Raw genomic sequence first — 24,395 nt, 5'->3', positions numbered from 1 at the left:
GAATGAAATGAAAAGGCCACCCGCAGGTGGCCTCTGAAAGCGCGGGATCGGTTAATTCCTTGGGATCGCCGTTCCCCATTTTTGCCAGTCTTTCGGCGCTTCCGGATTGAGCAGGAAGTGGTTGCCGTTGGCGGCTTTCGGTGCCAGCGGGGTGGTCGGTGGCGTTGCAAAGGCAATCCCGCCGCGGATGAACTGCTGGAATGTTCCGCTTTTGAATACGCCACCGGTCAGACCGAACTGTAGGTCATAGCCGGAGGCCAGCCAGAACACGGAGTTTTCGCGTACCAGATACTGGTACTTTTTACTGACGCGCAATGTCACGTTTACTCGGTCAGCCATCGCGCCCAGATAGAAGCCTGAAACCGTACCTACTTCGATGCCGCGGAACAGCACCGGCGTACCGATTTGCAGTGAGCCAACTTCTGCTGCATCAACCACAATGCCCAGTCCGTCGGTGTAACGCGAATCGGTAATGGTGGATTCCTGCAAATCAAAGTTACGCGCAGGGACGCCTTTTCCGGCTTCAACGTTGATGTACGGCTGAAGCAAGGTATCAAGATTGCTGACACCTCCGGCCGAAATCTCCGGTGAAACGATCGAGAAGCGTGTGCCACGGCGGGCGAAGTTGTCGACGTATTCCGGGTACAGCACGGCTTTGGCGGAAACCTGATTAAGCTGAGGATCCAGTTTCAGGGATTCCACCTGGCCGATAGTGATCCCCAGATAACGGATTGGCATGCCCGCGGAAAGTTTGCTGGCATCGTAGGTATTGAGTGTGATCTGGCTGCCCACGGCGCGTGCGGAGGTTTCGGAATCATAAAGAATGCGCTTGGTGCCTTTGCTGGTCAGCACGCCTTCAAAGTTATCGAAGCTGATCGCCCCTTTCAGTGCGCGATCCAGCGGCGATGCCTGAACGGTCAGGCCGCTGCCGTTAAGCTGAACTTTGGCTCCGCCTTCTGCCCAGAAAATACTCTTTTCGGTCAGCAGGTTGCGGTATTGCGGCAGGATGTAGACATCCACGTCAAATTCACTGGCTTTCGGGCGCACGTTCACAATCTGGCCCACCTGGAATTTACGGTAAAGCACCACGGAACCGGCCTGAATGTCTGGCAGGCTTTTCGCGGTCAGCGTCAGCGTAGCGCCGGGTTGATCGCCCTGAATGCCTTCAGCGGCTTTTTCCGCATTACTGTACAGCGGATATTTCTGCGCGGGTTCGCCTTTTCCGCCCGGAATAATGCGAATGCCGCCATCCACCCATTCCTGCGCGCTGGCGCCCAGTACTTCCATCCCGTCGATACCCAGCTTCACATCAACGCGGCTGTTGACAACAAACTTGCTGTCTTTATGCAGTAAGTTTTTGTATTCCGGCTTGATAGCGGCATTAAACAAAATACCTTCATCTGTCAGTGTGCGATCGATGATCTGACCAACGGTAATGCCATACAGTTTGATTGGCTGGCCCGCATCAATACCATAACTTTGCGGCGCAACCAGCTGAATCCTGCTGGTGGCCGGATCCTGAAGCAAACGCTGGTTGCTGTCGAGGACGGTGAAATGCTTCTGCGCATCGCCGTCGCCCGGAATCAGTTCCAGCGTGTTGCCGGTCAGCAACTGGCTGATATTGGCATTATTCAGGCTGAGTTTCGGGCTGTTCATTTCGATGCGCGTTCCGGTGCGCATCATATCCAGCACGGAAGGGTCGACGGTCAGTTTCCCGGTGACTTTGTTATCCGGCTGCAAGGTGATTTTTGTCAGCGTACCGACCTGCAAACCTTGGTACATCAGCGGTGTCTGGCCTTCGGACAGGCCATTGCCATTCGGCAAATCCAGGTCGATTTCCACGCCGCGCTGGCTTTGCGCCAGATCGGGGTAAAGAACGTAAGACTGGTCGGCTTTGGCGGGTTGCCCGTCATTCGGAGAATCCATCGAGATCGCGCCGTTGACCAGCGCAGCCAGGCTTTCCATCTGAACTTTTGCACCGCTCAGGCTGAAATCGCCTTTAAAGCCGGAAACATTCCAGAACCGCGTATTGTCTTTGACCAGATTGGCAAAGCGCGTGTCGATCAGTAAATCAATCGTCACACCGTTGTTGCCGCTTTCGATGTCGTAATCGTAAACTTTTCCGATCGGGATTTTACGGTAATACACCAGCGAACCGGTGCTCAGCGAGCCCAGATCTTTTGAGTGCAGATGAACCATCAGTTCGCCGGTATTCAGGCGGAATTTCGGCTGTGTATCGAGGGCGACAAAGTGATCTTTCTCGTTACCGGGGCCTGGCATCATGCCGATGTAGTTACCGCCCACCAGTGCATCAAGGCCGGAAACGCCCGCCAGCGATGCTTTCGGCGTCACCAGCCAGAACTGAGTGCCTTCGCGCAACGCGTCAGACAGATCGCTTTTAATGCTGACTTTTACCTGAATGGTGCGCAGATCTTTGCTCAGGCTGATGGATTCGACCGATCCGACTTCAACGCCCTGATAACGCACAGGCGTACGGCCAGCAACGATGCCCGCCGCTGACTGGAAATCGATAGTAACAGTCGTCCCGCGCTCCTCGTAGTTGCTGTAAATCAGCCATCCGGCAATCAGTAAAGCAATAAACGGCAGAAGCCAGAAGGGTGAAATCCGGCGCCTGTGTTTTATCCGTGCTTCAGTCGGTGTATTCGGCGTTTCCTGTTGCATGTGCATCCCAAATCAAGCGGCTATCAAGCCATTCAACGGCAAGAATGGTGAGGATCACGGCAGAGCCAAAGTAAAAGGCAGCCGGTCCCATTGTAAATGACAAAAGCTGGTCACGATTTACCAGCGACATCATCAATGAAATAACAAACAAATCGAGCATCGACCAGCGTCCGATCCAGGTCACCAGCCGTAAGAGGCGAATACGCGTTTTCAATCCCTGAATCGCTTTGAAATGGATGCTGATCAGTAACGTCAGCATCACGATAACTTTTGTGAAAGGCACCAGAACGCTGGCGATAAACACGATGGCGGCAATCGGCACGTTGCCTGACGTGGCGAGCGACACGACGCCGGAGAAAATGGTGTCTTTCAGCTGTTGTCCGTTGGCATAAATAATCGAAATCGGCAGCAGGTTCGCAGGGATCAGGAAGATGATGGCCGCAATAAGCGCCGCCCAGGTTTTTTGCAAACTGTGTTTATAACGCAGCCGCATCGGTACGTGACAACGCGGACAACGGCCTCGTTCATCCGGTTGTCCGGTAAATTTACAGGCCAGACACAAGCGCAGCGAAGAGGGCACGCCTTTAGGCTGGCGCTGCGGATAAAACTCTTCCCACAATTGTTCGATATTCAGGTTAATCATCGTCAGCGTGACCATGACGGTCATCATCAGGTACGCCGCCAGCGCAATCCCGACATTAATGTCGGCATACTCTTTGACCTTAATGCTGGCGACGGCCATGCCAATCAGATAGATATCGAGCATCACCCAGTCTTTCAGGCGGTCGAGCATCAGCAGCACGGGTTTCAGGTTCATGCCCAGTTTGCTGCCAAAATGCAGGTAAAGAATGGAGAGCGCCAGCGTCAGCGGCGCACCGATAGTGCAAAACGCGACCATGCTGGCGGTGACCGGATCGCCCTGACGCGACATTTGCCAGATTCCTTCCAGCAGACTGGCGTCAATACGCGTGCCCAGAAGGCGGATGCTGATAAGGGGCTCGGTATAGGCAAACGGCATCAGCAGTAAAATGCTGATGGCAATCGTGATCAGACGTGGCAGGGAACAAACCCGACCCTTTTCGACTTTGGCGTTACAGCGCGGACAGTGCGCCGTTTGCGTCCGCAACAGAGCGGGAAGCGCAAAAAGGTAGTCACATTCACTGCACCGCTGGTAGCGAATATGCGGCAGTTGGGCTGAAATTGTGTGTATTTTCATAGTACCTGGAATAGTAAAGAATACCTGTTGTTACAATTACGCATCCCCCGAAGGGGTCAGGCGAGGCCATTGAGCCAATATCAGCCAGGTTTTTTTGACAAAATAACGTATTATGCGGTCGGCAAACAGTTATTGTAGGTGAGTCTTTTTGATGTCACACAGGATTAACCTTGTTCATATGGGCATTTAATGCTTATTTTATAGGGGTTAAGCACACCAGAACGGCTCAGTGCCCTTAGGTTATTATTGGTTACTACATGAATAAAGAAGCATTCTACACGGAATTAAAACGTGATTTGAGCGCGTTGATCGCCGGAGAAAACAATTTTATTGCGACTCTGTCGAACGCCAGTGCCTTACTTTTTGAGCGTCTTGACGGCGTGAATTGGGTAGGTTTTTATCTGATGGACGGCACATCGCTGGTGCTGGGGCCATTCCAGGGTAAAATTGCCTGCGTGCGTATTCCGGTAGGAAAAGGCGTCTGCGGTACCGCTGTTGCAGAAAATGCCGTACAGCGTGTTGGTGATGTTCATGCCTTCCCGGGCCACATCGCCTGTGACGCTGCAAGTAATGCCGAAATTGTCCTTCCCATCACGGTGAAAGGCACAGTTATTGGCGTATTAGACATTGATAGCACCGTTTATCAGCGCTTCGATGAAGCCGATGAACAGGGGCTGACAGAGTTGGTCAGCGGGCTTTGCCAGCATCTCGAAAACTGCGATGCTGAAAAATATGTCAATCTGATCGTAAGTTGATCGTCGGATAACGTGGCATTTAATAATGGCGTCATTATAATGGCGCCTGTTCATGCCTGCGCCGGTTGGCAAACCCGTTGTAATCAGGAAATTTCATGGAAAATCAACCTAAGTTGAACAGTAGTAAAGAAGTCATCGCCTTTTTGGCTGAGCGGTTCCCGCTCTGTTTTACCGCCGAAGGCGAAGCACGCCCATTAAAGATCGGTATCTTTGCGGATTTGGTCGAGCGCGTGCAAGGTGAAGAGAATCTGAGCAAAACTCAGTTACGCTCTGCTCTGCGTCTGTATACCTCAAGCTGGCGCTATCTGTATGGCGTTAAAGTTGGCGCAGAACGCGTTGACCTTGATGGTAATTCATGTGGCGTTCTCGAAGAGCAGCACGTCGAACATGCCCGTAAACAGTTGGAAGAAGCAAAAGCCCGCGTTCAGGCACAACGTGCAGAACAACAGGCTAAACGTCGTGAAGCCGGTGAAACCACTGAGCCACGTCGTCCACGTCCGGCCGCTAAAAAACCTGCGCCGCGTCGTGAAAATGCGCCCGCAGCTGTGGCTGGTCAGGAAAATCGCAAACCACGTACACCTCGCCCACCGCGTGAGGAAAAACGTGAACCGCGTCAGGTGCCAGTAACAGACATTTCAAAACTGCAAATTGGCCAGGAAATCAAAGTCAGAGCAGGTAAGAGTGCGATGGATGCAACCGTTTTGGAAATTGCCAAAGACGGTGTTCGCGTTCAGCTCTCTTCGGGTCTGGCGATGATTGTGCGCGCAGAACACTTGCAGTTCTGATACGGAGGCCAACTCAGGCATGAACAAATTTGTCAGATTAAGCGTTATCGCGGGTCTGTTAATGGCAGGGGCAGGGCTGGTGAATACCAGCTTTGCAGCGAACGAGAGTGCACCGGTGACTCTCGCTCAACTCCCTAATTTGACGCAAGATCCGCAGGATGCAACGGTAAGCGAGCGTGTGACCGCACGCTTTACCCGTTCACATTATCGTCAGTTCGACCTTAATGCAGATTTCTCAGCGAAAATCTTCGACCGTTACCTCAACATGCTCGATTATGGCCATAACGTACTCATGGCTTCCGACGTGGCGCAGTTTACTGATAAACGTGCCACTTTGGGTGAGGAACTGAAATCCGGTCAGTTAACCACGCCTTATGCCTTATTCAATCTGGCGCAAAAACGTCGCTTTGAACGCTATGACTACGCGTTGAAAGTGCTTGAGCGTCCGATGGATTTCACTGGCAACGACACCATTGAGCTTGATCGCAGTAAAGCACCGTGGCCGAAAGACCGCGCTGAGCTGGATAAGTTGTGGGATGCGAAAGTCAAATATGACGAGCTGAACCTCAAACTGACCGGCAAAAACGATCAGGAAATCCGCGATGTGCTCTCCAAACGTTATCATTTTGCGATGAAACGTCTGACGCAGAGCAACAGCGAAGATGTTTTCCAGCTGGTGATGAATGCCTTTGCGCATGAAATCGACCCGCACACCAATTATCTCTCTCCCCGCAGCACCGAGCAGTTCAATACCGAGATGAGCCTGTCTCTGGAAGGTATCGGCGCCGTCTTGCAGGGTGACGATGATTATACCGTCATCAATTCAATGGTAGCTGGAGGCCCGGCGGCCAAGAGCAAATCCATTGCGGTTGGCGACCGTATTGTGGGTGTGGGCCAGGTTCAGGCCGGCAAGCAAACCCCAATTGTTGATGTGATCGGCTGGCGTCTTGATGATGTCGTCGCGCTCATCAAAGGACCTAAAGGTAGCAAAGTACGCCTGCAGATCCTGCCTGCGGGCAAAAATGCTAAAAACCATGTTATTACCCTGACACGCGAAAAAATCCGTCTGGAAGATCGCGCAGTCAAAATGACCATCAAAAACGTCGGCGACCAAAAAGTGGCCGTGATGGACATTCCGGGCTTCTACGTGGGGCTGACGGACGATGTTAAAGTCCAGCTACAGAAAATGGCGAAGCAAAACGTCAACAGCCTGGTTATCGATCTCCGTACCAACGGCGGCGGTGCCCTGACTGAAGCGGTTTCTTTGTCAGGTTTGTTTATCCCAAGTGGCCCTGTTGTGCAGGTTCGCGATAACAACGGTCGTATCCGTCAGGACAGCGATACCGATGGCGTCGTCTACTACAAAGGCCCGCTGGTGGTTCTGGTTGACCGCTTCAGTGCGTCAGCTTCAGAAATCTTTGCCGCCGCAATGCAGGATTATGGCCGTGCGCTGATTGTCGGTGAGCCGACCTTCGGTAAAGGGACCGTGCAGCAGTACCGTTCACTAAACCGCATCTATGATCAGATGCTGCGTCCGGAATGGCCTGCGCTGGGCTCTGTGCAGTACACAATCCAGAAATTCTATCGTATCAACGGCGGCAGTACTCAGCGTAAAGGGGTTACCCCGGATATTCTGATGCCAACCGGTATTGAATCGATTGAAACGGGTGAGAAGTTCGAAGATAACGCGCTTCCGTGGGATAGCATCAACGCGGCGACTTACACCAAATTGGGCGACATGAAACCGTTCCTGCCTGATTTGCTGAAAGATCATGAAGCACGTATTGCGAAGGATCCTGAGTTCCAGTACATCCAGCAGGATATCACCCGTTATAAAGCGCTGAAGGACAAACGTGATACCGCCTCCCTTAATTACGCACAGCGTGATAAAGAGGACAAAGAGGACGATGCATTACGTCTGAGCCGTCTGAACGAACGCTTCAAACGTGAAGGTAAGAAACCGCTGAAATCTCTCGACGATTTGCCGAAAGATTACGTGGCGCCGGATCCTTATCTCGATGAAGCTGACCACATTGCCGTTGACTTGGGCAATCTGGAAAAAGCTCAGGGCAACCAGACCGCGGCGAAGTAATTCTTCACCCGGTAGTCAGATGAAAAGCGCACTCCGGTGCGCTTTTTTTATGCGCTAAACCGGGCAGGAAAGCTTGCCGGGACGCGGAAACTCCATAGATTTCAGCGACGGTTGTGAAATAAAACGCTTCAAAATGTAAAGTATTGTGATTTTAGGCCTTTAGCGGGCAGGGACTCTTGAATCTGGGCAAGAAGCCCATAGGATCAGTACAGCCGTGCAGGCTATGTGCCGGTGGTGTGACTCAATCAATAACAACGAAGTAACAATGAGGAAGTAAAATTTTATGATGCGTATAGCGTTGTTCCTGCTGACTAACCTGGCGGTTATGCTGGTCTTTGGGCTGGTCTTAAGCCTGACGGGCATCCAGTCCAGCAGCGTGCCGGGGCTGATGATCATGGCCGGGCTGTTTGGCTTCGGTGGTGCTTTTGTCTCGTTGCTGATGTCGAAGTGGATGGCGTTGCGTTCGGTGGGTGGTGAAGTTATTGAGCAGCCACGAAATGAAACTGAGCGCTGGTTGATGGAAACGGTTCGTCGCCAGTCTCAGCAGGCAGGCATTGCCATGCCACAGGTCGCGATTTATCACGCGCCAGATATTAATGCTTTCGCAACCGGTGCGCGCCGTGACGCTTCGCTGGTAGCGGTGAGCACAGGTTTGTTGCAAAGCATGAATCAGGACGAAGCCGAAGCGGTTATCGCCCATGAAATCAGCCACATTGCGAACGGCGATATGGTGACCATGACGCTGATTCAGGGGATCGTGAACACCTTTGTGATCTTCATTTCGCGTCTGATTGCGCAGGTGGCTTCTGGTTTCCTTTCCGGAAACCGTGATGGCGAAGAAAGTAACGGCAATCCGATGATCTATTTTGCCGTGGCAACAGTGCTTGAGCTGGTCTTTGGTATTCTGGCGAGCATTATCACCATGTGGTTTTCGCGTCACCGCGAGTTCTATGCGGATGCCGGTTCAGCGAAACTGGTTGGTCGTGAGAAAATGATTGCTGCGTTGCAGCGTCTGAAAACCAGTCATGAACCGCAGGAAGCAGGCAGCATGATGGCGTTTTGTATCAACGGCAAATCGAAGTCTTTCAGTGAGCTGTTTATGTCTCACCCGCCGCTGGACAAACGTATCGAAGCGCTGCGCAGCGGTCAGTACATCAAATAAACGTCCGTTCGTTTATGTGTAAAAAAATGCCTGGCTTATGCCAGGCATTTTACTTTCCGGAACTTACGGTTTGGAACTCTCAGCGGCTTGCTGGCTGCTGGTTTTTTGCGTCATTCTCATCAGGCTGACCAGCGCACCCGCACCGGCGAGTGCCCCCGCCAGAATTAACGAGGCATGTGTCCCGTGTGACGGGAACAGGTTAAACATCAGGGCAACCATTGCTGCACCGGTCGTCTGGCCTAAAAGTCGTGCCGTTCCCAGCAATCCGCTGGCGCCACCGCTGCGGTTACGCGGTGCGGAACTGATGATGGTGTGATTGTTCGGAGACTGGAATAAACCAAAGCCCGCGCCGCACAGCAACATGCGCCAGATAATGTTCAGATGCGTAGGTTCTGGCGGCAGCAGTGAGAGCGAAAACAGCCCGAATGAAAAGACAATCAACCCGATACCACCCAGCATCCCCGGATGGAAACGCTCGACCAGACGCCCGGCGATCGGTGCCATCACCATCGTTGCAAGCGGCCACGGCGTCAGCAGCAGACCGGTATCTACAGAGTTCAGCCCCAGCGTATTTTGCAGGAAGAAGGGCAGTGAAACGAACGCCAGCATTTGTGCACTGAAAGAACACAACGACGTGCCCAGCGACAGGCTGAAAATCGGAATGCGCAGCAAATCCACCGGCAGCAACGGGAAAGGTTTCGACAACTGACGGCGGACAAAGAACCAGCCAATAACCAGAAGAGCGATCACTTCGCCCAAAATCAGCAGATGGTTCAGGCCCTGAGCGAAACCGCTAATTGCACTGATGAGCAGGCCAAAGGTCAGCGCGTTCATCACGCTGCTGGTGATATCAAAACGCTGCCCCTGACTGCGGGTTGAGTTGGCCGGAAGAAATTTCAGCCCCAGAATCAGCGCGACAATACCAATCGGGACATTCACCGCAAATAACCACTGCCAGGATGCGACGGACAAAATCCCCGCTGCAATCGTTGGTCCTGCGGCGGATGAAACGGCAACAATCAGCGCGTTAATCCCCACGCCCCGACCCAGAAAACGTTGCGGATAAATAATGCGTATCAGCGCGGTATTCACACTCATGATCGCTGCTGCCCCGAACCCCTGCAATACGCGCGCGACGGTCAGCGTCAGCAGCGAATCGGAAAGGGCGCAGAAGAGCGACGTAATGCTGAATACCAACAGGCCGGTCTGATAGATGCGGCGATAGCCAAATATATCCCCGAGAGACGCCAGTGAGAGCAATGAAATGGTGATTGCCAGCTGGTAGGCATTCACGACCCAGATTGAGGCCGCCGGGCTGGCATGAAAATCATTGGCAATTGTGGGTAACGCGACATTCGCGATTGCGCCGTCCAGCACCGAAACGGTAATACCCAGAGCGATTGCGAGGATCGCACCGTAGCGTTGTGGAACGGGAAGCCCGTCGTTGGGTGTAAGTGTCATGAGTTATGTCAGTGCGTAGTCATCAGAGAGGGGAATATTACTACGCTAATGAAGTTAAAGTGACAATTGTCACACGATGAAATGAATTTTTTACTGATCTCTCAGTTCTGAAACTGGCTTAACAGTTCTTACATTCTCACGCATCGGGTCGATTGCTTCTCGCCGATGCTTACCACTATAATAAAAACTACGTTCTATTTTTTTTGAAACAAAACTCACGCGAGCAGGTAATTCATCCTATGGCTATCGCAGATCTTGATAAGCAACCCGATTCTGTTTCTTCCGTTCTGAAAGTTTTTGGCATTTTGCAGGCCCTGGGCGAAGAGCGGGAGATTGGTATTACTGAACTTTCTCAGCGCGTTATGATGTCCAAAAGTACCGTCTATCGTTTTTTGCAGACGATGAGATCTTTAGGATACGTGGCGCAGGAAGGGGAATCTGAAAAGTATTCGCTCACGCTGAAGTTATTCGAGTTAGGGGCGAAAGCGCTGCAAAATGTGGATCTGATCCGCAGTGCCGATATTCAGATGCGTGAGCTGTCCCGCCTGACCCGCGAAACGATCCACCTGGGCGCGCTGGATGAAGACGGTATCGTCTACATCCATAAAATCGATTCGATGTATAACCTGCGCATGCATTCACGCATTGGTCGCCGTAATCCGCTGCACACCACGGCTATCGGTAAAGTGCTTCTGGCCTGGGGCGATAAAGCCGAAGTCAGCGCGCTGTTGCAGGAAATCGAATTTACCCGCAGCACTGAAAACACCATTATGAATGCGGCTGATTTGCAGACTGCGCTTGATCAGGTGCGCGTGCAGGGTTACGGCGAAGATAACGAAGAGCAGGAACAGGGACTTCGTTGCATAGCGGTTCCTGTGTTTGACCGGTTTGGTGTAGTGATTGCGGGTCTGAGTATTTCGTTCCCGACTATCCGTTTCTCAGAAGAAAGCAAAGCGCACTACGTCGAAATGCTGCATACCGCCGCGCGCAACATTTCTGAGCAGATTGGTTTTCACGACTACCCGTTCTGAGTGTCAGCTTAAATAATGCAGATATAAAAAAACCGAAGCCTTGGCTTCGGTTTTTGTTTTTCAGCGAACCGGGATCAGCGATGAGCCAGTTCAGCGGTTTCTTCAGAATCCATCACCGCTTTGTCTGTCTGTTTTAACAGCTGGCTGGTGATTGTCCCGGCAGTCATAGAACCACTTACGTTCAGGGCAGTACGGCCCATATCAATCAGTGGCTCAACGGAGATCAGCAGCGCAACCAGGGTAACCGGCAGGCCCATGGCCGGTAACACGATAAGTGCTGCGAAAGTCGCGCCGCCGCCCACACCGGCAACACCGGCGGAGCTCAGGGTGACAATCCCGACCAGCGTGGCAATCCAGACCGGATCAAACGGGTTGATGCCCACGGTTGGCGCAACCATGACGGCCAGCATTGTCGGATACAAACCGGCACAACCATTCTGGCCGATAGTGGCGCCAAAGGATGCTGCGAAGCTGGCAATCGATTCAGGGATCCCCAGACGACGAGTTTGTGCTTCAACGCTCAGCGGGATAGTGGCAGCGCTGGAACGGCTGGTGAACGCGAAGGTCAGCACCGGCCAGACTTTACGGAAGAATTTCGCCGGGTTAACGCCGGTGAAAGACAACAGCACAGCGTGAATCATGAACATGATGGCCAGACCGAGGTAAGACGCCACCACGAAGCTGCCCAGTTTGATGATGTCCTGAATGTTAGAACCGGCAACCACTTTGGTCATCAGTGCCAGAACACCGTACGGGGTCAGTTTCATGACCAGACGAACCAGTTTCATCACCCAGGCTTGCAGGGTATCGATGAATGCCAGAACACGCGGGCCTTTCTCTGCATCATCTTTAACCAGCTGAAGTGCCGCAACGCCAACGAAGGCGGCGAAAATCACCACGCTGATGATGGACGTCGGACTTGCACCGGTCAGATCGGCAAACGGGTTTTTAGGAATAAAGGAAAGAATCAGCTGAGGAACGCTCAGGTCAGCGACTTTGCCCACATAGTTGGACTGGATAGCGGTCAGACGCGCGGTTTCCTGCGTCCCCTGTACCAGGCCGTCTGCCGTCAGGCCGAACAGGCCGGTAACGAAAATCCCCACCAGAGAGGCGATAAGCGTTGTCAGCAGCAGAGTGCCGATAGTCAGGAAGCTGATTTTACCCAGCGAAGAGGCATTATGTAATTTCGCCACTGCACTCAGAATTGACACGAAGACCAGCGGCATCACAATCATTTGCAGCAACTGAACGTACCCGTTGCCGACAATATTGAACCAGGTAATTGACGTTTTAAGAACCGGATCGTCGGAACCATAAATCAGTTGCAGCGCCAGACCGAATACCACACCAAGTGCCAGACCTGCTAAAACTTTTTTTGCCAGACTCCATTGCTTATGACGGGTTTGCGCCAGCAGCAAAAGGAGGGCAACGAAAACCACTACGTTAATCACGAGCGGAAAATTCATACCAGACTCCAAACTTATAATTTTTTAAAACGGGTGTTCCCGGAAGGGATTGCACCATCCCATAGCATTGGGGTGAAGAATATCAGTTGGGTGCCCGATCATTTATATCCAAAAGGAATGCGTTATAACTTTTCCGCTCTATTCGTATTAAATTGCGCCAGATAGCCGGGTTTTTGTGCTGCTCAGATGAAGAGTTTTAGAATATGGTTAAAAATATCGGGATTAATTGCTCCAATAATGGGCGTCCAGTCCGGCCAGAAAAGGGTGAGCCCGACCAGCATCAGGCACAATGTCCGCTCCAGCTGATTGCCTTTTTGGCTGTTAATGAGGGGCAGACGGAAACGCCAGCGGCAGGGCCACAATAAAGGAACACCGGCAGGCGTCAGCATATCAGCCAGAATATGGCTCAGATAGCCGATAATCATGGCGTGAAAGGCATCGATGGGTATCACCCAGTCGTGAGGGAAATGGGTGCGCAGAAGAAAAATTCCTCCGGCGACGGCAAGCAGGCTGTGCGTAAATCCGCGGTGCCCGAAAGCCCGCGCGATCGGAGCGGAAATCCATTTCAGGCGCTGGCCAATCAGGGATTTTGGGTGGTCAATGTCGGGCAGCAGGCACGTCAGCAGTGACCCAGCAATAATATGCCACCAGTCACCGTGCGCCAGTTCCGGAGAAAGCTGTGCCTTTTTCGCAAATACTGCACAGGCAATTGAAAAAATGAGGTGGCCTTCCGCCGTCATGACGCGTCCGAACTGGATAACTGTTATTTTATCCAGTATAAGTGAAACTGTCACAATCTTGGAAGAGACACCCTGTAACTAATTGTCAACGATATGATAAAAAAGAAAAAGGCGTACAAAAATACGCCTTTTTGCTGTCACTTATTGGGCTATTATCGCGCCAGCCATCCGCCATCAACGGCAATTGTATAACCGTTAACGTAATCCGAGGCTTTCGACGCCAGAAACACCACGGGGCCCATGACATCTTCCGGCAAACCCCAGCGTCCGGCGGGGATGCGATCAAGAATTTCTTTGCTGCGGTCTTCATCGGCACGAAGTTGTTCAGTGTTGTTGGTCGCCATATAACCCGGTGCAATGGCGTTAACATTGACGTTGTGTTTCGCCCATTCATTCGCCATCAGCCGGGTGATGCCCATGACGGCACTTTTTGATGCCGTATAAGAAGGAACGCGAATGCCGCCCTGATAGGAAAGCATGGAAGCAATGTTAATAATCTTGCCGCCAGTACCCTGTTTAATGAACTGTTTAGCCACAGCCTGAGACATGAAGAACAGCGTCTTGCTGTTCACGTTCATCACGTCGTCCCAGTTCTTCTCGCTGAACTCGATAGCATCTTCCCGGCGAATGATACCGGCGTTGTTCACCAGAATATCGATATGACCAAAATCGCTGACCGCTTTTTCGATGAGTTCGGGAATGCCCGTAATGCTGCTCAGGTCAGCGCGAAGATCGAGGAAACGGCGGCCGGTCGCCGTGATTTTTTCGGCTGTTTCGTTTGGCGCCGAAACGTTAATACCTACGATATCGCAACCGGCTTGTGCCAGCCCCAGCGCCATACCCTGGCCCAGCCCGGTGTTACAACCGGTCACGATTGCGACTTTGCCGCTTAACTCAAATGCATTGAGGATCATATTTAAAGTCTCTTTTGCACGGCACGTTCGCCATTAAAGGATGATTTGCTCCGCCGCCGTGCAGCAGAGCACAAGGGTTAACGCAGTTCGCTGACTTTGACGTGATCCATGTCGTCAAATACCTGGTTTTCGCCGACCATTCCCCAGATGAAGGTATAGTTTTTCGTGCCTACACCGGAATGAATTGACCAGCTCGGCGAAATGACGGCCTGTTCGTTATGAACGAGTAAATGACGCGTTTCCTGTGGCTGCCCCATCATGTGAAACACGGCGGTTTCTTCTTCCATATTGAAGTAGAAATACACTTCCATACGGCGCTCGTGGGTATGGCAAGGCATGGTGTTCCACAGGCTGCCTTCTTCGAGTTTCGTCAATCCCATCGTCAGCTGGCAGGTTTCTAAAACGTCAGGCACGATAAATTTATTGATGGTGCGGCGGTTGCTGGTGGCCGCATCGCCAATAGTTTGAGGAGACGCTTCGGCCAGCGTGATTTTTTTGTTGGGGAACGTCGTGTGTGCAGGGGCGCTGTTGTAGTAGAACTTGGCGGGTTTTACGGCATCAACGCTGCTGAATTCAACGTGCTTCGCGCCTTTGCCGACGTACAACGCTTCTTCATGGCCAATCTCATAAGTTGTTCCGTCAACCACAATGAGCCCCGGCCCACCGATGTTGATCACGCCCAGCTCGCGGCGTTCGAGGAAATAGCTCACGCCGAGTTGTTTACCAACTTCGTCGCCTACCGAAACCGACTTTTCTACTGGCATCACGCCGCCGACGATAATGCGGTCGATATGGCTGTAGGTCATGGTATAGGCGTTTTTCTCGAAGATTTTCTCAATGAGGAATTCGCGGCGTAATTCTGCGGTATCCAGCGTTTTGGCGTGGTCGCTGTGAATGCTTTGACGAACTTGCATGTCGGTGCCTCTCATAGGATTGCAATAAAGGAGGACGTGCCGGGCGAGTCTGACCGTTGCGTGGCAGTGACAGCGTACAGAAGCAGGAGAGCTCCCGGCTCGTCCTTGTGAAACGCAGCATAGGTTCATTGGCATGTTAATTCAATAAAAATGAAATAACGTTTTATTTATTTTATGAGGCAGTTCAAGGTTCGCGAAATTAAACGCTGTTCGGGGAAATGTGGCAGGGAAAATGCGAAGTCAGGCTGAAGCAGGGAACGGCGCAGAAGCGGGGTGTGTTTCTGCGCCGGCTTACCCGGGAAGATGTCTCAGAGGATATGTGCAGGCACTAAAGCTTCAAGGGTCGCGAGCCTGGTGTCGGCCAGCGCCCAACGTGGATCTTCGCGATACTCACTGGCGGGAACAACAATCGAGCGCATGCGTGCGGCTTTCGTGGCAATCATCCCGTTGAAAGAGTCTTCGAGCGTGACGCAGTTCAGGGGATCAACCTGCAACTCTCCGGCGGCAAGCAGATAAACTTCGGGGTGCGGTTTACTGTAAGGCAGGTTTTCTGCCGAAGTGATCACCTGAAAATAGGATTGCAGGTTGAACATTTCAAGAACCGCCCTGAGCATGAATAAAGGAGAAGCAGACGCGAGGCCAATCTTCAGCCCGCTGTCACGACACAGCTCAAGTGCCTGGTTCACACCCGGCAGCAAAGGGCGCGTTTGTTCCACCAGTTCGATGGTGCGCGCGATGATCATTTTAGACACTTCGTCCTGTGTGGGCCCCTGCCATGGCAGCGTTTGATACCACATTCTGACCACCTGATCGACGCGCAACCCCAGCGTATCCGGCAGTAAATGTCGCTGGGTAATATCGACGCCCAGGCTACCGAAAACGTCCAGTTCTGCCTGAACCCAAAGTGGTTCAGAATCAATTAACAGACCATCCATATCGAAAATTGCTGCATTAACAGGGCGAACATAAGCCATGAAAGCGGACTCCGTAAAAGTGAATTGACGCTTTACTCTAACACCGCCGGTTCTGAGGGTGAAATCCGATACAGGAACGGTCAGGAAAACCGACATAAGCGCTGTTTCAGGCAAGCATCGCCAGTAACTGATTAAAACATTGGGCGCAAAATACTTTCTGTGGGTAAACTTACGTGTTGCTTTAGGTGTCCTAACAAGGGGAATTCATGACGTACCAACAAGCCGGACGCGTGGCAGTGATTAAACGGATTGCAGGATGGATTATTTTTATCCCTGCGCTGCTTTCAACACTGATTTCATTGCTTAATTTTATTAACGAACACACTAAAACTGAGCAGGGCATCAATGCCGTTATGCTGGATTTCGTCCACGTGATGGTTGATATGGTGAAGTTCAACACCTCGTTTCTTAACGTTTTCTGGTACAACTCCCCCGTTCCCGCTTTGGGGCAGGGCGTCACCACCGCCAACATCGTGTTCTTTATTATCTACTGGCTGATTTTTGTCGGTCTGGCGTTACAGGCATCCGGCGCAAGAATGTCCCGTCAGGTGAAACATATCCGTGAAGGCATTCAGGATCAGCTGATCCTCGAACAGGCGAAAGGCGCGGAAGGGCGTACACGACCACAAATTGAAGAACGGATTGTCATCCCGAGACATACAATCCTGGTGCAGTATTTCCCGCTCTATATCCTGCCCATCGTTATTGCAGTCGTTGCCTATTTCGTTTTGAAATTATTAGGTTTAATTGCAGGTTGAACTGAGATTACTTTTTGTAACATCTGACTTGTCTTTCTCATAAATAAGGCCTGAATATTTTTATTATTCAGGCCTTATTTGTTTATGCATAAAAAAATTTATCAGGCTAATTAATATCGTCGTGGAGAAGCCTTTCGATAGCGCGCTGGGCAACGACGAGATGCTGCCCTCCGAATAAATTGCTGCGATTTAGCAGGTAATATAACTGGTAGATGGGTTGCCTGGAAATGAAGTCATCCGGAAGCGGCGTTTTGCTCTGATAACCGTCATATAATTGTGGCGGAACATTAGGATACAGCGGAAGCATCGCCAGATCGCATTCCCTGTCGCCCCAGTAACAGGCGGGATCGAAAATGACCGGTCCGTGTTCGGAAAGGCCACAGTTGTGCGGCCATAAATCGCCGTGGAGTAAAGAAGGCTGAGGCTGGTGGTTCTGTAAGCGGGCATGAACCATTGCAGTGATATCTTCGATATTGCCGAACGTCATTCCTTTTTCCGCCGCCAGTTGCAACTGCCAGCCGATACGCTGTTCGGCAAAGAATGTCGCCCAGCGCCGCTGCCAGCTGTTGGGTTGCGGCAAGGTCGCCAGCTCATTATCGAAATCAAGACCGAATTGCAGTTGCTCGCTCCACTGATGTAACGCGGCAAGTTGCTGCCCTAAAATGTAGGCGTTATGGGCATCCAGAGGCTTTTGCGGGATATATTCCAGCAACAGGAAACTGTAGTCACGATCGCTGCCAACACCATAAACCTCAGGTACGCGAACCGTCTGACTTCGGGCAAGCAGGGCGAGCTGATCGGCTTCAGCCGCGAAAATAGGGAGCATTTCGCGCGCATTGCACTTCACGAATACATCCCTGTCACCGTAGCTCAACCGCCAGGCCGGGTGAATTTCTCCTCCCGGCAGTTCAACACGTTCGCGGATTTCAGCACTGCCCAGGTGTTCACTCAACAAACGATTGACGGCTTGCCACATGGTATCACCCCTTCTGACTGGCCCGATAATTCATTAAGTTAGCGTTTTTTGTGGTTCAAAAACCCGATCCCGCGCACGGCTGAATCAGATGATGCTGTTAATTTATGCGTATTGCGACGTGGCTGAACTGAGAGTGTAATCAATGAATCTGTTAATTTCAGAATATGTGACATTAAAGAGGTTTTATATGCAGAATTGTCTTATCGACATGTGCCTAACCCCCTTGTTTAACAAAACAATAATAATAATAGACTAAAAATATATTCAGGTGTGGGAAGAAGATGTATATGCTAGCCCTCGTCCCAGTCGCGAGAGAGAAAACGTGAAACCAAAAATTCTTTATTTGATGGCCGCGCTTTTACTGGCGGGTTGCGCTAAAGAAACACCGGTTAAAACCACGCATTTTTTGAATCCATCGCCACCCATACAAAGCGAAACTTCATTAATGCATCCGGGGCCTTATGGTGATGTTATTCACCAGGCGGCAAATACTTACGGCGTCGACGAAACACTTGTTAAAGCAATCATTCAGGTTGAATCTGGATATAACCCAACCGTTGTCAGTAAATCGAATGCGATTGGGTTAATGCAGCTAAAGGCCTCAACGGCAGGACGCGATGCCTACCGGATGAAAGGACGTTACGGGCAGCCCAGCGCTCATGAACTGAAAGACCCGGCGATGAATATCGACTTGGGCACGGCGTATCTGAGTATCCTCCAGCAACAACTGGCGGGGATCAGTAATCCGGAAACCCGTCGTTTTGCAACGACGGTGGCCTACGTTAACGGGGCAGGGGCCTTACTGAGAACTTTCGCGAAAGATAAAACATATGCAATTGCGAAAATTAATCAGATGTCCCCGCAAGAGTTTTACCAGCATGTGCAGCAGAAACATCCGGCGCCTCAGGCTCCGCGTTATCTGTGGAAAGTGAACAGCGCCTATCTGGCGATGCGTTAAATTTCGTTTTCCGCCAGTAGCGAATCAGGCTGCTGGCGGAAAATGAGAAATAATTTCAGTCACGCCGTTAATCACAAACTGCACGCCCATACAGACCAGTAAGAATCCCATCAGCCGTGAAATTGCTTCAATCCCGCTTTTCCCAACCAGACGCATAATTCCACCCGCACTGCGCAATGTGAGCCATAAAATCAGGCTGACCAGAAAGAAAATCAGCACCGGCGCGACTAAAATTACCCAGTGAGGAAAATCTGAACCTTCCCTGATGGTTGATGCGCTGCTGATAATCATCGCAATAGTACCCGGGCCCGCGGTGCTTGGCATCGCCAGCGGCACAAACGCGATATTCGGTGAATCCTGCCGTTTCATCTCCTCGGTTTTGTTTTCCATCAGCACCTTCTCTTCAACGTGCGGCTGAGGGAAAAGCATTCGGAAACCGATAAATGTGACAATCAGGCCACCCGCAATACGCAAGCCGGGAATTGAAATCCCGAAGGTATTCATCACCAGTTGTCCGGCGTAGTAGGCAACCATCATGATGATGAAAACGTACACCGAGGCCATCAGCGACTGCTGATTTCGCTCCTGCGCTGTCATGTTTCCGGATAGCCCAAGTAAGAGGGCAACGGTAGTTAACGGATTCGCCAGCGGAAGAATCACCACTAAACCCAATCCGATGGCCTGAAATAACAGGCTGACTTCTGACATAAATTTCCCTTTTGAAAAGCGTTTGTGTTTACCTTAGCGTGTCCGGAGGGGATTACACGAAAAATATCCATCTTAAGCAACACAGGTTGCTGGAAATTCGCACTTTACGGGTGGTAAACTCGCTGTCTGTTTTCACGTCGCATCCCGATACAATTACGTGATGTATTCCAGGGTGCCTATATTTGGCAAAGTAAAGCTGAATAGCGTGAATAACTACATGAAATTAAACTCAAATATTTTTCTAGATGTGCTCTGTCGTGTGGGGCACCACTGTAGATTAAGGAATTAACATGCCTGTCATTACTCTTCCTGACGGAAGCCAGCGCGTTTTTGATCGCCCCGTTTCACCTCTTGATGTTGCTCTCGATATCGGTCCTGGTCTGGCGAAAGCCTGTATCGCTGGTCGCGTTAACGGCGAACTGGTTGATGCAACCGATCTGATTGAAACCGACGCACAACTGGCGATCATCACCGCTAAAGACGAAGCCGGTCTTGAAATTTTGCGTCACTCCTGTGCGCACCTTTTGGGTCATGCCATCAAGCAATTGTGGCCAGATACCAAAATGGCTATCGGCCCGGTTATCGATAATGGCTTCTATTATGACGTCGATTTAGATCGTACGCTCACTCAGGAAGACATCGAACTGCTTGAAAAGCGTATGCACGAACTGGCTGAAAAGAATTATGACGTTATTAAAAAGAAAGTCAGCTGGCAGGAAGCGCGCGATACCTTTGCAAGCCGTGGTGAAGAATACAAAGTCGCGATTCTGGATGAAAACATCAGCCATGACGATCGTCCGGGCCTGTATCATCATGAAGAATATGTGGATATGTGCCGTGGTCCGCACGTACCGAATATGCGTTTCTGCCATCATTTCAAACTGCAGAAAACTTCCGGTGCATACTGGCGTGGCAACAGCGATAACAAAATGCTGCAACGTATCTACGGCACTGCTTGGGCAGATAAAAAGCAACTGAATGCCTACATTCAGCGTCTGGAAGAAGCCGGCAAGCGCGATCACCGTAAAATCGGTAAACAACTCGACCTGTATCACATGCAGGAAGAAGCGCCGGGCATGGTGTTCTGGCACAACGATGGGTGGACTATTTTCCGTGAGCTGGAAGCCTTCGTACGTATGAAACTGAAGTCTTACGACTATCAGGAAGTCAAAGGTCCGTTCATGATGGATCGCGTACTGTGGGAAAAAACCGGTCACTGGGAAAACTACAAAGAAGCGATGTTCACTACTTCTTCTGAAAACCGTGAATATTGCATCAAACCGATGAACTGCCCGGGGCATGTTCAGATCTTCAACCAGGGTCTGAAATCCTACCGTGATTTGCCATTGCGTATGGCCGAGTTCGGCAGCTGCCACCGTAACGAGCCGTCTGGTGCATTGCACGGCCTGATGCGTGTTCGTGGTTTCACTCAGGACGACGCCCACATCTTCTGTACTGAAGAGCAGGTTCGCGACGAAGTGAACAGCTGTATCCGCATGGTTTACGACATGTACAGCACTTTTGGTTTCGAAAAGATTGTGGTGAAACTGTCCACCCGTCCTGAGAAGCGCATTGGTACTGACGAAATGTGGACTAAGGCGGAAGATGACCTGGCCGCAGCACTGACCGAAAACAAGATTGAATTCGAATATCAGCCGGGTGAAGGTGCGTTCTACGGTCCGAAAATTGAATTTACCTTGCATGATTGTTTGGATCGTGCGTGGCAGTGTGGTACCGTGCAGCTCGACTTTTCATTACCTGGTCGCTTGAACGCCTCCTATATTGGCGAAAGCAACGACCGTCAGGTCCCGGTAATGATTCACCGTGCTATCCTGGGTTCCATGGAGCGCTTCATCGGTATTCTGACCGAAGAATACGCCGGGTTCTTCCCGACCTGGATGGCACCGGTGCAAGTTGTGATCATGAACATTACTGATTCACAAGCGCCGTATGTCGAAGAATTAACTAAAAAACTGCAAGATGCAGGCATTCGCGTTAAAGCCGACTTGAGAAATGAGAAGATTGGCTTTAAAATCCGCGAACACACGCTGCGCCGTGTTCCTTACATGTTAGTTTGTGGCGATAAAGAGGTCGAATCAGGCAAAGTTGCTGTTCGTACCCGCCGCGGCAAAGACTTGGGAAGCATGGATGTTAGCGAAGTCGTTGACAAACTGCTGGCGGAAATCCGCAGCAGAAGTCTTCATCAACTGGAGGAATAAAGTATTAAAGGCGGAAAACGAGTTCAACCGGCGCGTCCTAATCGCATTAACAAAGAGATTCGCGCGCAAGAAGTTCGCCTCACCGGCGTCGATGGCGAGCAGATTGGTATTGTCAGTCTGAATGAAGCTCTTGAAAAAGCTGAGGAAGCGGGCGTCGATTTAGTAGAAATCAGTCCGAATGCCGAGCCGCCAGTTTGTCGAATCATGGATTACGGCAAATTCCTCTACGAGAAGAGCAAGTCGACCAAAGAGCAGAAAAAGAAACAAAAAGTTATTCAGGTTAAGGAAATCAAATTCCGACCTGGTACCGATGATGGCGACTATCAGGTCAAACTACGCAACCTGATTCGCTTTCTGGAAGATGGCGATAAAGCCAAAATCACCCTGCGGTTCCGTGGGCGTGAAATGGCGCACCAACAGATCGGTATGGAAGTGCTTAACCGCGTCCGTAAAGACCTGTGTGAAGATTCTGAACTGGCCGTTGTCGAATCCTTCCCTACGAAGATCGAAGGTCGTCAGATGATCATGGTGCTCGCACCTAAGAAGAAACAGTAAGGCTTCCAAGTAATCCTGCTGCGCGGTGTTCGCACCGCGCATGCTGGATTCGCCTTTCTGATTCATGTTAATAACAATGCGAAGTGGAATTTAAAATGCCAAAGATCAAAACAGTACGCGGCGCCGCTAAACGCTTCAAAAAAACCGCCAACGGTGGTTTTAAGCGTAAGCACGCAAACCTGCGTCATATTCTGACCAAAAAAGCTACTAAGCGTAAACGTCACTTGCGTCCAAAAGGCCTGGTATCCAAGAACGATTTGGGTCTGGTCTCTGCATGTCTGCCGTACGCATAAATACACTTTTTTTAATCTAGAATATAAAACTCAGGAGAGCATATGGCTCGCGTAAAACGTGGTGTGATTGCACGTGCACGTCACAAGAAAATCTTAAAACAGGCGAAAGGTTACTACGGTGCCCGTTCTCGCGTATATCGTGTTGCATTCCAGGCTGTTATCAAAGCTGGTCAATACGCTTACCGTGACCGTCGTCAAAAGAAACGTCAGTTCCGTCAGCTGTGGATCGCGCGTATCAACGCAGCAGCTCGTCAGAATGACATGTCTTACAGCAAATTCATTAACGGCTTGAAAAAAGCTTCTATTGAAATTGACCGTAAGATCTTGGCTGACATCGCAGTATTCGACAAAGTGGTATTTGCCGCTCTGGTCGAAAAAGCGAAAGCAGCACTGGCGTAAGTCAGGTGAAAGAGGGAGCTTGCTCCCTCTTTTATATTTTGTGTTTAAAAACAGGCTGATTCGTTGTTTAATACTGACAGTCCCGTTTACGTCCTGGCACAAGAAAGACAATCATTAAGGTAACGCAAGCATGAATGCTGCTATTTTCCGTTTCTTTTTTTACTTTAGCGCCTGACTCAGGAAGGCTTTCGCGCGTAAGAGAAGAAACGAAAAGTAGCGCCTAAGCCTCCCTCGTGGAGGCTTTTTTGTATCTGTGCTTTATACACTAAGGTTCAGGGTCAAAATCGCGCCCCTGATTAATCACGGTTATTTTACATCGGGCCATATTGGCCAGAAGAAGAGGAAAGCAATGCCACATCTCGCAGAGCTGGTTGCCAATGCCAAGGCAGCCGTAGAGAGTGCTCAGGATATCGCCGCGCTGGATAACGTGCGTGTCGAATATCTGGGTAAGAAAGGCCACCTGACGCTCCAGATGACGACCCTCCGTGAATTGCCAGCGGAAGAACGTCCGGCAGCAGGCGCAGTGATCAACGAAGCGAAAACGCAGGTTCAGGAAGCCCTGAATGCGCGGAAAAATACGCTGGAATCCGCTGTGCTGAATGCGCGTCTTGCAGAAGAAACGATTGATGTTTCACTGCCAGGCCGTCGTATCGAAAACGGCGGTTTGCATCCGGTGACCCGTACTATCGATCGCATTGAAACTTTCTTCGGTGAACTCGGATTTACCGTGGAAACCGGTCCTGAAATCGAAGATGACTATCATAACTTCGATGCCCTGAATATTCCGGGCCACCACCCGGCCCGTGCTGACCACGATACTTTCTGGTTTGACGCTAAGCGCCTGCTGCGTACTCAAACGTCCGGCGTTCAGATCCGCACGATGAAAGATCAGCAACCGCCAATCCGCATTGTTGCACCGGGCCGCGTTTACCGTAACGATTACGACCAGACACACACGCCGATGTTCCACCAGATGGAAGGCCTGATTGTTGATAAAGACATCAGCTTCTCCAACCTGAAAGGCACGCTGCACGATTTCCTGAACAACTTCTTTGAAGCTGATTTGCAGATTCGTTTCCGTCCTTCTTATTTCCCGTTCACCGAGCCTTCTGCGGAAGTTGACGTTATGGGCAAAAACGGTAAATGGCTGGAAGTGCTGGGTTGCGGCATGGTGCACCCGAACGTATTGCGTAACGTCGGTATTGATCCGGAAGTGTATTCCGGTTTTGCCTTCGGGATGGGGATGGAGCGTCTGACCATGTTGCGTTATGGCGTGACCGATCTGCGTGCATTCTTCGAAAACGATCTGCGTTTCCTCAAACAGTTTAAGTAAGGCG

23 protein-coding genes and 1 other annotated feature are annotated in these 24,395 nt (G+C 51.0%); of the genes, 13 read left to right on the top strand and 10 right to left on the bottom strand.

Annotation, left to right across the window (positions count from 1 at the left end; genetic code table 11):
* Positions 1 to 51: 51 nt before the first annotated feature.
* The gene (locus IV433_RS13655; protein WP_195814419.1) at positions 52 to 2,682 is read right to left on the bottom strand and encodes a PqiB family protein; all 2,631 of its coding nucleotides are present in this window, start codon (positions 2,680 to 2,682) and stop codon (positions 52 to 54) included.
* Positions 2,651 to 3,898 (bottom strand): membrane integrity lipid transport subunit YebS, encoded by a 1,248-nt coding sequence (gene yebS, locus IV433_RS13650; protein WP_152325677.1) that lies wholly within the window; start codon positions 3,896 to 3,898, stop codon positions 2,651 to 2,653. Before yebS ends, IV433_RS13655 begins: the two co-directional genes overlap by 32 nt.
* A 257-nt stretch (positions 3,899 to 4,155) precedes the next feature.
* On the opposite strand from yebS, the gene IV433_RS13645 reads away from it, so the two are divergent.
* The 4 genes from IV433_RS13645 (at position 4,156) to htpX (ending at position 8,692) form a co-directional block, all read left to right on the top strand.
* Positions 4,156 to 4,653 carry a GAF domain-containing protein gene (locus tag IV433_RS13645; RefSeq protein ID WP_152325678.1) on the top strand — a complete coding sequence of 166 codons (498 nt, stop codon included), beginning with the start codon at positions 4,156 to 4,158 and terminating at the stop codon, positions 4,651 to 4,653.
* Positions 4,654 to 4,748: 95 nt separating this feature from the next.
* Complete coding sequence (proQ, locus tag IV433_RS13640) at positions 4,749 to 5,438, top strand: RNA chaperone ProQ (RefSeq protein WP_015697850.1); 690 nt, start codon at positions 4,749 to 4,751, stop codon at positions 5,436 to 5,438.
* A gap of 19 nt (positions 5,439 to 5,457) precedes the next feature.
* Positions 5,458 to 7,530, top strand: a complete 2,073-nt coding sequence (prc, locus tag IV433_RS13635; protein ID WP_195814420.1) for a carboxy terminal-processing peptidase — start codon at positions 5,458 to 5,460, stop codon at positions 7,528 to 7,530.
* A 283-nt stretch (positions 7,531 to 7,813) separates the two neighbouring features.
* On the top strand, positions 7,814 to 8,692 hold the full coding sequence (gene htpX / locus IV433_RS13630; protein WP_152325681.1) for a protease HtpX: 879 nt from the start codon (positions 7,814 to 7,816) through the stop codon (positions 8,690 to 8,692).
* A 63-nt stretch (positions 8,693 to 8,755) separates the two neighbouring features.
* Here htpX and IV433_RS13625 read toward each other — a convergent pair whose 3' ends face one another.
* The gene (locus IV433_RS13625; protein ID WP_195814421.1) at positions 8,756 to 10,153 is read right to left on the bottom strand and encodes an MFS transporter; all 1,398 of its coding nucleotides are present in this window, start codon (positions 10,151 to 10,153) and stop codon (positions 8,756 to 8,758) included.
* A gap of 239 nt (positions 10,154 to 10,392) precedes the next feature.
* Between IV433_RS13625 and kdgR the strand changes: the two genes are divergently transcribed.
* A complete protein-coding gene (gene kdgR, locus IV433_RS13620; protein ID WP_195814422.1) occupies positions 10,393 to 11,184 on the top strand; it encodes a DNA-binding transcriptional regulator KdgR in 792 nt (263 codons plus the stop codon).
* A 74-nt stretch (positions 11,185 to 11,258) separates the two neighbouring features.
* Here kdgR and IV433_RS13615 read toward each other — a convergent pair whose 3' ends face one another.
* The 5 genes from IV433_RS13615 to hxpB form a co-directional block, all read right to left on the bottom strand.
* A complete protein-coding gene (locus IV433_RS13615; RefSeq protein ID WP_195814423.1) occupies positions 11,259 to 12,650 on the bottom strand; it encodes an L-cystine transporter in 1,392 nt (463 codons plus the stop codon).
* 182 nt (positions 12,651 to 12,832) lie between these two features.
* Positions 12,833 to 13,390, bottom strand: a complete 558-nt coding sequence (locus tag IV433_RS13610; protein ID WP_195814424.1) for a metal-dependent hydrolase — start codon at positions 13,388 to 13,390, stop codon at positions 12,833 to 12,835.
* A gap of 152 nt (positions 13,391 to 13,542) precedes the next feature.
* Positions 13,543 to 14,304: a 2-dehydro-3-deoxy-D-gluconate 5-dehydrogenase KduD gene (gene kduD, locus IV433_RS13605; protein WP_195814425.1), complete on the bottom strand. Its 762-nt coding sequence runs from the start codon at positions 14,302 to 14,304 to the stop codon at positions 13,543 to 13,545.
* 77 nt (positions 14,305 to 14,381) lie between these two features.
* Complete coding sequence (kduI, locus tag IV433_RS13600) at positions 14,382 to 15,218, bottom strand: 5-dehydro-4-deoxy-D-glucuronate isomerase (protein ID WP_195814426.1); 837 nt, start codon at positions 15,216 to 15,218, stop codon at positions 14,382 to 14,384.
* Positions 15,219 to 15,526: 308 nt separating this feature from the next.
* On the bottom strand, positions 15,527 to 16,192 hold the full coding sequence (gene hxpB / locus IV433_RS13595; RefSeq protein ID WP_195814427.1) for a hexitol phosphatase HxpB: 666 nt from the start codon (positions 16,190 to 16,192) through the stop codon (positions 15,527 to 15,529).
* 206 nt (positions 16,193 to 16,398) lie between these two features.
* Between hxpB and IV433_RS13590 the strand changes: the two genes are divergently transcribed.
* Positions 16,399 to 16,950 (top strand): YniB family protein, encoded by a 552-nt coding sequence (locus IV433_RS13590; protein WP_195814428.1) that lies wholly within the window; start codon positions 16,399 to 16,401, stop codon positions 16,948 to 16,950.
* A 106-nt stretch (positions 16,951 to 17,056) separates the two neighbouring features.
* On the opposite strand, the gene IV433_RS13585 is transcribed toward IV433_RS13590, so the two are convergent.
* A complete protein-coding gene (locus tag IV433_RS13585; RefSeq protein ID WP_195814429.1) occupies positions 17,057 to 17,926 on the bottom strand; it encodes a fructosamine kinase family protein in 870 nt (289 codons plus the stop codon).
* A gap of 322 nt (positions 17,927 to 18,248) precedes the next feature.
* Between IV433_RS13585 and IV433_RS13580 the strand changes: the two genes are divergently transcribed.
* On the top strand, positions 18,249 to 18,884 hold the full coding sequence (locus tag IV433_RS13580) for a transglycosylase SLT domain-containing protein (protein WP_195814676.1): 636 nt from the start codon (positions 18,249 to 18,251) through the stop codon (positions 18,882 to 18,884).
* A gap of 24 nt (positions 18,885 to 18,908) precedes the next feature.
* Here IV433_RS13580 and IV433_RS13575 read toward each other — a convergent pair whose 3' ends face one another.
* Positions 18,909 to 19,592 (bottom strand): MarC family NAAT transporter, encoded by a 684-nt coding sequence (locus IV433_RS13575; RefSeq protein ID WP_104922568.1) that lies wholly within the window; start codon positions 19,590 to 19,592, stop codon positions 18,909 to 18,911.
* Between the two features lie 290 nt (positions 19,593 to 19,882).
* Here IV433_RS13575 and thrS point away from each other — a divergent pair, with 290 nt between their 5' ends.
* From thrS to pheS, 6 genes are all read left to right on the top strand, one after another.
* Positions 19,883 to 21,811 carry a threonine--tRNA ligase gene (thrS, locus tag IV433_RS13570; RefSeq protein ID WP_101077102.1) on the top strand — a complete coding sequence of 643 codons (1,929 nt, stop codon included), beginning with the start codon at positions 19,883 to 19,885 and terminating at the stop codon, positions 21,809 to 21,811.
* Positions 21,812 to 21,814: 3 nt separating this feature from the next.
* On the top strand, positions 21,815 to 22,366 hold the full coding sequence (gene infC, locus IV433_RS13565) for a translation initiation factor IF-3 (RefSeq protein WP_013576136.1): 552 nt from the start codon (positions 21,815 to 21,817) through the stop codon (positions 22,364 to 22,366).
* Positions 22,367 to 22,461: 95 nt separating this feature from the next.
* Positions 22,462 to 22,659, top strand: coding sequence for a 50S ribosomal protein L35 (rpmI, locus tag IV433_RS13560; protein ID WP_013576135.1), 198 nt, complete (start codon positions 22,462 to 22,464; stop codon positions 22,657 to 22,659).
* Between the two features lie 42 nt (positions 22,660 to 22,701).
* Complete coding sequence (gene rplT / locus IV433_RS13555) at positions 22,702 to 23,058, top strand: 50S ribosomal protein L20 (RefSeq protein WP_056773451.1); 357 nt, start codon at positions 22,702 to 22,704, stop codon at positions 23,056 to 23,058.
* Between the two features lie 125 nt (positions 23,059 to 23,183).
* Positions 23,184 to 23,308 (top strand) — a sequence feature (Phe leader region).
* Positions 23,189 to 23,233 (top strand): pheST operon leader peptide PheM, encoded by a 45-nt coding sequence (pheM, locus tag IV433_RS13550; protein ID WP_106120997.1) that lies wholly within the window; start codon positions 23,189 to 23,191, stop codon positions 23,231 to 23,233. It overlaps the preceding feature by 45 nt.
* A gap of 99 nt (positions 23,309 to 23,407) precedes the next feature.
* Positions 23,408 to 24,391 carry a phenylalanine--tRNA ligase subunit alpha gene (pheS, locus tag IV433_RS13545; RefSeq protein ID WP_195814430.1) on the top strand — a complete coding sequence of 328 codons (984 nt, stop codon included), beginning with the start codon at positions 23,408 to 23,410 and terminating at the stop codon, positions 24,389 to 24,391.
* Positions 24,392 to 24,395 lie beyond the last annotated feature (4 nt).

It is taken from the genome of Rahnella laticis (assembly GCF_015644585.1).
Classification (GTDB): Bacteria; Pseudomonadota; Gammaproteobacteria; order Enterobacterales; family Enterobacteriaceae; genus Rahnella; species Rahnella laticis.
Note: the sequence above shows the minus strand (reverse complement) of the source record. Positions and strands in the feature narration are given on the sequence as shown.